This is a genomic window from Natrinema soli, assembly GCF_028618695.1.
Genome location: NZ_JAQIVI010000476.1, coordinates 1 through 1,895, shown reverse-complemented (window position 1 = coordinate 1,895; position 1,895 = coordinate 1). Strand labels below are relative to the sequence as shown.

Genomic DNA, 1,895 nt, shown 5'->3' with positions numbered 1-1,895 from the left:
TCGCTCCCGTCCGACCGAGATCGGCTCCGTGTGATCGTACTCGAAGGTCTGCCAGTCCTCGTCGCCGCTGACGGCGATCCACTCCCGCTCGGCGTCGCCGAGCCCGCGTACTTCCGTCGAGCGCCGCTCGAGGTCACCGTCGGATTCGAACGACCACGGCAGCGAGAACCGCCGTCGGAGGGCATCGGCGACCGACTCGTCGACCCCCTCGTCCAGTAACAGGCGATAGGAGTACTCCTTTGCCGCGACCGCGTCGGGGTCGATATCGACGGTTTCGAGGGTCTCGCGTTCGGCGGGCTCGAACGCGGAATTGGGTGCCGTCTCGGGCTCGGGGGCCGCTTCGGCCGACTCGGCCGCCTCGTCTCCCGCCCCCTCCTCGAACTCGAGTTCGATGGCGTCGTCGGCGTCGATACTCGAGTCGTCGCCGCTGACGTCGACGGTGATACCGATATCGACGACACCGGTTTCGTCGGTCGTGTTCTCACTCGTTGTCCCCGTTCCCGCGTCGCTGGCGACGTTTTTCTTGCTCACGCGATCCACCGGATATCCGTAGCTCACACTCTCGCGCCTTGAAACTTATCCTCACCTGTTGGCCGGATAACTCGTTCGTCCGAACCGAGTGCTCCACGGCGCAACGCGCCTTGCACCGGCACGCTTACGGCTCCGACGGGGGAAGCCACCGTATGGTTCGCGAACGGATCGACCGGATCGGCGTCGTCGGCGCGGGCACGATGGGCAGCGGTATCGCACAGGTCGCCGCCACGCACGGCTACGACGTGGTGATGCGCGACATCGAATCGGCGTTCGTCGCGAACGGCTTCGACACCATCGACGACAGCCTCGAGCGACTCGAAAATCGAGGGAACCTCGAATCGGACCCCGAGACGATCCGCGACCGGATCGAGGGGACGACGCTCCTCGAGGACCTCGCGGAGTGCGACCTCGTGGTCGAAGCCGCGCTCGAGGAGTTAGACATCAAGCGGGAGATCTTCGCCGACCTCGAGCGGGTCTGTGACGAGGACGTCCTGCTGGCGACGAACACGAGCACGATCTCGATCACCTCGATCGCGGCCGACCTCGAGCGCCCCGAACGAGTGATCGGCCTGCACTTCATGAACCCCGTCCCGATCATGGAGGGCGTCGAGGTCGTCGTCGGCGAGAAGACGACCGACGACGCGTCCGAACTGGCCCACAATATCGCCGAGGACCTCGAGAAGACGACCTGGGAGGCCGACGACAAGCCGGGCTTCGTCACCAACCGCATCCTGATGCCCTGGATCAACGAGGGGATCCGCGCCTACGACGAGGGCGTCGCCTCGAAGGAGGACATCGATACGGGAATGGAACTCGGAACGAACGTGCCGATGGGGCCGCTCACCCTCGCGGATCACATCGGGCTGGATATCTGTCTGCACGCCTCCGAAACGCTCCACGAGGAGCTGGGCGACCGCTACCAGCCCGCCTATCTCCTCAAGCGGAAGGTCGAAGCCGGCGACCTCGGCAAGAAGACGGGGACGGGATTCTACGAGTACGACTGACCGAACCGTATCGTCCGGCAGAGAGTCCGAAAGTATCGTCAGTTCGTTTCAAACCGTCGTAACGTATTTGCAGTTGACACGCGTCCGTCGAATCGATGTGCTTCGCTCGTCTCGCCGTCGTCGCCCTCTGTTGTAGCCTCGTCGGCGTCGCCGGCGTCACCGCCGTCGCCGGCGCACCCCCACCGTCGCAGTTCTGTGGCGTCTGCGGGCCCGGTATCGCGAACGATGCCGAAATCACGGGCGCGACGGAGCACGGAACGCTCGACGTGTACGTCGACGAGGCCGGCGATTCCCAGTGGGTGGCTCGAGTTCCCGTCAACGCGTCGGCCGCCGAGCGCTACCGGAGCAACGCGACCG

General features: G+C 65.2%; 2 protein-coding genes and 1 pseudogene. 2 read left to right on the top strand and 1 reads right to left on the bottom strand.

Going from position 1 to position 1,895, the window contains the following annotated elements; genetic code table 11:
• Positions 1-531 (bottom strand): hypothetical protein (locus tag PGX04_RS24465; protein WP_273740889.1); only part of this gene is annotated, 531 nt, incomplete at its 3' end.
• Between the two features lie 152 nt (positions 532-683).
• Between PGX04_RS24465 and PGX04_RS24460 the strand changes: the two genes are divergently transcribed.
• Both PGX04_RS24460 and PGX04_RS24455 read left to right on the top strand, forming a co-directional pair.
• A complete protein-coding gene (locus PGX04_RS24460; RefSeq protein ID WP_273740888.1) occupies positions 684-1,538 on the top strand; it encodes a 3-hydroxyacyl-CoA dehydrogenase family protein in 855 nt (284 codons plus the stop codon).
• Positions 1,539-1,633: 95 nt separating this feature from the next.
• Positions 1,634-1,895 (top strand): annotated as a pseudogene (locus tag PGX04_RS24455) (hypothetical protein); the annotation flags it as partial.

Bases quoted from the DNA above. Each gene is read 5' to 3' on its own strand.
- PGX04_RS24460 (WP_273740888.1), top strand. From the start codon at position 684: ATGGTTCGCGAACGGATCGACCGGATCGGCGTCGTCGGCGCGGGCACG.